The sequence below is a fragment of the Limnobacter olei genome (genome assembly GCF_029087225.1).
Taxonomy (GTDB): Bacteria; Pseudomonadota; Gammaproteobacteria; order Burkholderiales; family Burkholderiaceae_B; genus Limnobacter; species Limnobacter olei.
Genome location: NZ_JARFJD010000045.1, coordinates 1 through 7256 on the forward strand (window position 1 = coordinate 1; position 7256 = coordinate 7256).

The following is a 7256-nucleotide window of genomic DNA, read 5'->3' on the forward strand; positions in this document are numbered from 1 at the left end:
AACCCAAGCCGATTGGGCGATGAACCAGCACCGAGAGACCGGAACCCAAGCCGAATAGGTATATAGGTCAGCCATTGAGTACGTAAAAAAAGCACGCCAACCCAGGGTCACCGTGCTTTTTTGTACCGCATCAGCAAATCGAGAGAATTAATCTCCGTACATACGCTGCTTCAACTCCCGGCGCTGCTGCGCTTCAAGCGAAAGCGTGGCAGTGGGGCGGGCCAACAAGCGGGCTACGCCAATGGGGTCGCCGGTTTCTTCGCACCAGCCGTATTCGCCGGCTTCGATTTTTTGAATGGATTGTTGAATTTTCTTCAACAGCTTGCGTTCACGATCGCGGGTACGAAGCTCAAGCGCATGCTCTTCTTCAATGGTGGCGCGGTCTGCAGGGTCAGGAACCACTACAGTTTCACGCAGGTGCTCCGTGGTTTCACCTGCGTTGGCCAGCAGTTCCTTTTCCATTTCCTGCAAGCGCTGGCGGAAAAAGGCAAGCTGCACCTCGTTCATGTAATCGTCTTCTTTCATCGCGAGCAATTGCTTCTCAGTGATGACGGGCGTTTTCTCAGTGGTCATAGCACAGCCTCTAGTCCTTTGGTTTTTTATTGACTATATACCAGTATATCCGCTATCGGGCTAGACAAAGCTCTAACCCTTGGGTGATAAATTCCTTGGGGAGTTTACGCCCAATAAACACGATTTTGCTTTCTTTTTTCTCGGCACTGTCCCATTTTCTGCCCCAGTCCAGTCCCATCAGCATGTGAACGCCTTGAAACAGGGCGCGGCGGTCACTTGCCTTGATGTTCAAGATGCCTTTGTAGCGAAGCATGTCGGGGCCATAAACCTGGGTGACCGAGCCCATGAATTCCTCAAACTTCTGCCCATCAAACGGCTTGGTACTTTTGAACACGAAGCTTTGGATTTCGTCGTTGTGAACGTGTTTGTCTTCGTCCAGAAAATCGGGCGCAATGTCGAGAATGGAATTCAGGTTAAAGCCACGTACATCCAGCAGTTTGTCGATCGGGGCCACGCCGAATTCCGAAATCATCATTTCGGCGCGCGCGTTCATCTTAACCAGCCTGCGTTTCAACGCAGTGACTTCGTCTTCCGTGCACAGGTCGGTTTTGGACAGCAAAATGCGGTCGGCAAAACCGACTTGCTGTTGAATCTCGCGGTGTTCATCCAGTTGCTGCATGCCATGCTTGGCGTCGACCACGGTAATGACTGCGTCCAGAATGAAGCTTTCGGCCACCAAATCATCGACAAAGAATGTTTGGGCAACCGGGCCAGGGTCGGCCATACCGGTGGTCTCGATCACCACGCGATCAAACTTGAGTTCGCCGGCCAAACGCTTGGCGGCCATTTCGCCGAGAATACGCACCAAGTCGCCGCGCACGGTGCAGCACAGACAACCGTTGTTCATCTCAACAATATTTTCCTGATCGTTTTGCATCAGCAGGTCGTTGTCGACACCTTCTTCGCCGAATTCATTTTCAATCACGGCGATTTTCATGCCATGGTTTTCTTTGAGGATTCGGTTGAGCAAGGTGGTTTTTCCACTGCCCAGAAAACCGGTAAGAATGGTGACTGGGATCATGTTGTGGGCTGCTTTGTTCATGGTGCTGTGTGCTGCGAAAATTGGGTCAACAATGGAAATGGGGTCGCTTGTACAAATTTAAAGGGCTGGCAGGCATCTAAACAGCCTGAAATGTCCATACGCCCTCAATGGCCAAACGTTTTACCAAACCTTTGTACCACAGGTAGTGCAGATGGGCGACGGCCTCACCCATGGCAAAGCTCATCTGGTGGCCGTCCATCTCGCGCCTGAACAACACGGCGATGGCCTGGCGGGCGGTGAGCGGCTTTTCCTTGATGGCCTCCAGCAGTTCATTGAGCCGGTGATCGTGGTGGCGCAGCAATTGCGCGCAGCGGTCGTGTACGCCTTTGAAGGGAACGCCATGAGAGGGCAGTACAGTGAGGCTGTTGGGCAGCTGCGCCATGCGCTGTACCGATTGTAAAAACAACAGCAGTGGGTTGCCTTCGGGCTCAATGCCATACACGCTGACATTGGTGGAAATGGTGGGCAGGAGCATATCCCCGCTGATCATCAAATCCAGGCTTTTGCACACCAGGCTGATGTGTTCGGGGCTATGACCGAAACCCGCATGACATTGCCACAGATGGCCACCAATCTCGATTTCATCCCCGTGCTGAATGCGTCGGTAGTTCAGTGGGGGCTCTGGTACAAGGCGCGAGAACATGCCGCCGCGTGCTTCCAGGGTTTCATCGGCTTTTTTCTCATTCACCAGGCCATGGCTGCCCATGAAGGCGGCCAGCGTGTTGGCATCAAAGCCCGGCAGGTTGGCGCACAGGCCGCGCGCCATGAAGTACTCGCCCGTGGACATGTGCACATGCACCCCATGGCGGCGGGCCAGTGGGCCGGCCATGCCGATGTGGTCGGGGTGAGCGTGGGTCACGATGATGCGGCCCAAGGGTTTGCGCACAAACATGGTTTGTTCGATTTCTTCCCACATGGCGGCCACATCGGGCAGGCCTGCGCCGCAGTCCACCAAGGTGTACTGGTTTTCTTCTTCGATCAGCCAGACATTGATGTGGTCGAGCGCAAAAGGCAGTGGCAAACGCAGCCACAAAACGCTAGGGGCGACCGGGGTGGGCTGGCCCAGAACGGGCGGTTCAAACAAACGTTCAATTCCCATGTGTTTTCTGGTGACTTTTCAGTCATTTGTGTGGGTGAAGGGGCTGATTGTAGGGCATCATTTCGAAAAAGCATAACTTCCGCGGAGACTTTGATATGTTGAATTTGCCAGGACTTCAGTTTGATCTTGGAGAGGACGTCGACGCCTTGCGCGACGCTGTACAAACTTTTGCCCAGGCAGAAATTGCTCCGCTGGCCGCCGAAATGGATAAAACGGACCAATTTCCCATGCATTTGTGGCGAAAAATGGGCGATATGGGCCTGTTGGGGCTAACCGTTGAGGAAGAGTTGGGCGGCAGTGGCATGGGATATTTGGCCCACATTGTTGCGATGGAAGAAATTTCACGGGCCAGTGCCTCGGTGGCGCTGAGCTACGGCGCCCATTCCAACCTGTGCGTGAACCAGATCCGCCGCAACGGCAATGATTGGCAGCGCAAAACCTTCCTGCCCAAACTCATTTCCGGTGAACACATCGGTGCCCTGGCCATGAGCGAACCCAACGCAGGGTCGGATGTGGTCAGCATGCAATTGCGTGCCGACAAGAAGGGCGACAAGTATGTGTTGAACGGTAGCAAGATGTGGATTACCAACGGCCCGGACGCGGACGTGCTGGTGGTGTATGCCAAAACTGATTTGGCAGCAGGGCCACACGGCATTACTGCGTTTTTGATTGAAAAAGGTTTTAAGGGCTTCTCAATTGCGCAAAAGCTGGACAAGCTGGGCATGCGCGGTAGCCACACCGGCGAGTTGGTGTTCGAGGATTGCGAAGTGCCCGAAACCCATGTGCTGGGCAAGGTGGGTCGCGGCGTCAATGTGCTGATGAGCGGACTTGATTTCGAACGCGCTGTGTTAAGCGGCGGTCCTCTGGGTATTATGGCCGCAGCCATGGATGTGGTGGTGCCTTATGTGCACGACCGCAAACAATTTGGCCAAAGCATTGGCGAATTTCAGCTGATTCAGGGCAAGTTGGCCGACATGTATTCAGTCATGATGGCCACCCGTGCCTATGTGTACCAAGTGGGCAAGGCTTGCGATAAGGCCACGCCAGAAACAGTGCGCAAGCTGCGCAAGGATTGCGCCGGCGCCATTTTGTTCTCGGCCGAGAAAGCCACCTGGATGGCGGGCGAGTCGATTCAGATTCTGGGCGGCAACGGCTACATCAACGAGTACCCCTGTGGCCGTTTGTGGCGCGATGCCAAGCTCTATGAAATTGGCGCGGGCACCAGCGAAATTCGCCGCATGCTGATTGGCCGGGAATTGTTCGCTGAAACTATGTAATACCCTACTGTGGCAGGGCAGGTCCGGCGGATTTGAACACCCGTTTGTCCTGCCCAATCACTACTTCACTTTCCCACAAGTAGCTCAGCCTGGGGTGCGCGGTTTGCAGCACTTTCAGCGCCTCAGTGTTGCCCAGCAGGTGAAAATTCATCCAGGCCAGTGAGTACTGGGCTGCAATTTCCCGTCCCCAGGTTGAGGTGGGTAGCAGCGGGTAGTTGGTGTGTTGGGCATGGCTGGCGGCATCGGCCACAATGAAGGCGCGGTCACTAGTCAGCTTGTCATACACAGGGCGCACCACCGCCGGGTTCACCGCCACAATCGGTGCAATCGGGCCATCGTGGTCACCGGTTTGTATCATCACGGGGATCGGGTTTTTGTCAAACACCGATTGAATTTCACTGATGGGTGCGGCAGCCACAGCGGCTTTCAAGCGCGGCTCTACTGCCTGCAAGCCCATGGTGGCAATTGCGCCCATGCTGTGGCCGATCACACCGATTCGGGCTGGGTCGATGAACTCGCGCACGGGCGAGTTGTTGAGCAAGTAGGTGAGCGCGTCTTGTGCTTCTTCAATGTTGTTGCCTGGGTCGCCTTGCACTTCATCATCTGATCGGCCTTGGCCGGAAAAATCAAACGCAAACACCATGTACCCAGCATCGGCAAACAACTGGTGCCACCAGCGGTACATGGCCGTGTTGGTGTTCAATCCTTCCAGCGCCAAAATCACCGGGAATTGTTGCGCAGTGGCCTGGGTTTGCCCACGCTTGGGCAGCACGATTTCGCCGTGCAAGCGAGTGCCATAGCGGTTTTGAAAATTAACGGGTACCAGCGCCACTGACTGGTTGTTCTCGGGGTGGCCGTACCAGTGGAAGACTTGATCAATTCGGGAGCCATCGTTCAGTTGTGCGGCCATGGCGCGAATTTGAAATTCCAGCAACGCGGGGTCGGTGATGTCGCTAAGTGTGTAGCCCAGGGCGATGGGGTCAACCACACCGGCCAGTTGTTGGCGCGGCAACATGTCGCTGACCATGCCCAGTTGAAACAGCAGATCATCGGAAGGCAACGGGCTTTCAGGGGGATTTTCACCTTGAACCGAAGCAGGCCAGCCAAAGGCCTCTGAGGATTGAATGGTATTGCGGGATGCGGAGCCGGAATTGTTTTCTCCGTTGCAGGCCCAGGCCAGCAAGGGTAAGCACAACAGGTAGAGCAACTTGAAACGACTTGGCATGACAACTTCCTGATTCAATCCGTCCATGATACTAAGTTCGCGCAGGTTTTGGATTTTCTTGGGCAAATGGGAATGGGATCTCGTAGAATCGGTGGTTCATCATATGGAGTGAAGCCAGCTTATGAGCAGCGTGCCTTTGGACCTGAAAACCCTGGAAGAGGATTTTGGTGAACTCAGCGAAACCAGCCACCTGAGTGAGGAGGAAGAGCGCGAGCTGTCCAAAAAAGTGGCCAGCGACATTCTGGCTGGCTTCGACAAGCACTACCGCCTGTTTCGCTATTGCGCCCAGCAAACCAAAAAGCTGTTTGAGGAAGGCGATTGGCATTTGATCCAGCAACTGGCCCGCGACCGTATTGATTTTTACGATGAACGTGTGAAAGAGGCGGTGGATTTACTGCGGCGCAATTATGGTTCGCTACTGATGAGCGAATCGGTTTGGGCCAAGATCAAGACCCGTTTTGTGACCTACCTGGTTGACCACAAACAGCCTGAGTTGGCGGAGACCTTTTTCAATTCCGCCGTGACCAAGATTTTGCATCGCGATTACTACCACAACCGGTTTTTGTTTGTGCGCCCCGCGGTCAGCACCGATTATGTGGAAAGTGATCCGCCTTCTTACCGCAGCTATTACCCGGCCAACCCGAAAAGCGGTGGCTTGCGCAAAACATTGAAGCGATTGATTCGTGATTTCTCGCTGAACGCTGAATTTGTGGATTTGGAGCGTGATTTGCGTTACGTGGTGCATGCTGCACGGCAGGTGATGCCCAGGCCCATCAAGGTCGATCCGGATTGTCAAATTCAAGTGCTGTCCAGTTTGTTCTTCCGCAACAAGGGCGCATATATCATTGGCAAGTTCATCAATGCCAACATGCCGCAACCATTTGCCATTCCGATTCTTCGCGATTCCTCCGGCAAGTTGTACATCGACACGGTGCTGTTCAATGTGCAGCAAATCGCCACACTGTTCAGTTTCACACGCGCTTATTTTTTGGTGGACATGGAAACGCCCGGCGCCTATGTGCAGTTTCTGCGCACGCTGTTGCCGAACAAGCCCAAGGCCGAGATGTACACCATGCTGGGCTTGCACAAGCAGGGCAAAACTTTGTTTTACCGCGACTTCTTGCATCATCTGAAACATTCGCACGATGAATTTATCGTGGCGCCCGGTATCAAGGGCTTGGTGATGGCGGTGTTCACGCTGCCTTCTTACCCGTATGTGTTCAAACTGATCAAAGACAAAATTGCACCCAGCAAGGAAATTGACCGCGCCGGTGTGATGCGTAAGTACCAGTTGGTGAAAGAACATGACCGCGTGGGCCGAATGGCCGACACCTGGGAATACAGCCATGTGGGTTTGCCACTGAACCGCTTTTCAGAGGAGTTGATTGAACACCTGAAAGACACCTGCGAAAGCTCGCTGAGCTTTGAAGACGACACAGTGGTGATCAAGCATGTGTACATTGAGCGCCGCATGACGCCTTTGAATATTTACTTGCAACAGGGCACTGACGCTGAAGTGGAACACGGCATTACTGAGTATGGCAATGCGATCAAACAGCTGGCTGCCGCGAATATTTTTCCGGGCGACATGCTGTTCAAGAACTTTGGCGTGACCCGCTTGGGCCGAGTGGTGTTTTACGATTACGACGAAATTGAGTACATGACCGACTCCAATTTCCGCCGTATTCCGGATGCCCCCAACCCCGAGGCAGAAATGTCCTCGGAACCTTGGTACACAGTGGGGCCGAAAGACGTATTCCCCGAAGAGTTCGGGCACTTTTTGCTGGGTGACCGCCGGGTGCGCAAAGCGTTTTTGAGCAAGCACCGTGATTTGCTGGAATATGAGTTTTGGCAGGAGCGAAAAGACCGCATTACCCAAGGGCACATTGAGGATATCTTCCCGTATTCCGAGGCAGTGCGGTTTACCAACCGGTTTATCAAGAAGCCGTGAGCTGCCTTGTGGTTTCTGGCCAACTCGGAGTGGGTTACCTGTATCGCACAGGGCTGGTGATTGGGGAGCTGAACTTGAAGGGTCACCGC

At 54.1% G+C, this 7256-nt stretch carries 6 protein-coding genes; 2 read left to right on the forward strand and 4 right to left on the reverse strand.

From position 1 onward, the window contains the following. Nucleotides 1–147: 147 nt before the first annotated feature. From dksA to PY990_RS16085, 3 genes are all read right to left on the reverse strand, one after another. Complete coding sequence (dksA, locus tag PY990_RS16075) at nucleotides 148–573, reverse strand: RNA polymerase-binding protein DksA (RefSeq protein ID WP_105027577.1); 426 nt, start codon at nucleotides 571–573, stop codon at nucleotides 148–150. Between the two features lie 52 nt (nucleotides 574–625). Then, nucleotides 626–1615, reverse strand: coding sequence for a CobW family GTP-binding protein (locus tag PY990_RS16080; protein WP_275272470.1), 990 nt, complete (start codon nucleotides 1613–1615; stop codon nucleotides 626–628). A gap of 76 nt (nucleotides 1616–1691) precedes the next feature. Beyond that, nucleotides 1692–2714, reverse strand: coding sequence for an MBL fold metallo-hydrolase (locus PY990_RS16085; protein ID WP_275272471.1), 1023 nt, complete (start codon nucleotides 2712–2714; stop codon nucleotides 1692–1694). Nucleotides 2715–2809: 95 nt separating this feature from the next. On the opposite strand from PY990_RS16085, the gene PY990_RS16090 reads away from it, so the two are divergent. Next, nucleotides 2810–3991 carry an isovaleryl-CoA dehydrogenase gene (locus PY990_RS16090; RefSeq protein WP_275272472.1) on the forward strand — a complete coding sequence of 394 codons (1182 nt, stop codon included), beginning with the start codon at nucleotides 2810–2812 and terminating at the stop codon, nucleotides 3989–3991. A 4-nt stretch (nucleotides 3992–3995) separates the two neighbouring features. Here the strand turns inward: PY990_RS16090 and PY990_RS16095 are convergent, their stop codons facing one another. Next, on the reverse strand, nucleotides 3996–5216 hold the full coding sequence (locus tag PY990_RS16095; RefSeq protein ID WP_275272473.1) for an alpha/beta hydrolase family protein: 1221 nt from the start codon (nucleotides 5214–5216) through the stop codon (nucleotides 3996–3998). Between the two features lie 121 nt (nucleotides 5217–5337). On the opposite strand from PY990_RS16095, the gene aceK reads away from it, so the two are divergent. After that, on the forward strand, nucleotides 5338–7167 hold the full coding sequence (gene aceK / locus PY990_RS16100) for a bifunctional isocitrate dehydrogenase kinase/phosphatase (RefSeq protein WP_275272474.1): 1830 nt from the start codon (nucleotides 5338–5340) through the stop codon (nucleotides 7165–7167). The last annotated feature ends 89 nt before the right edge of the window (nucleotides 7168–7256 follow it).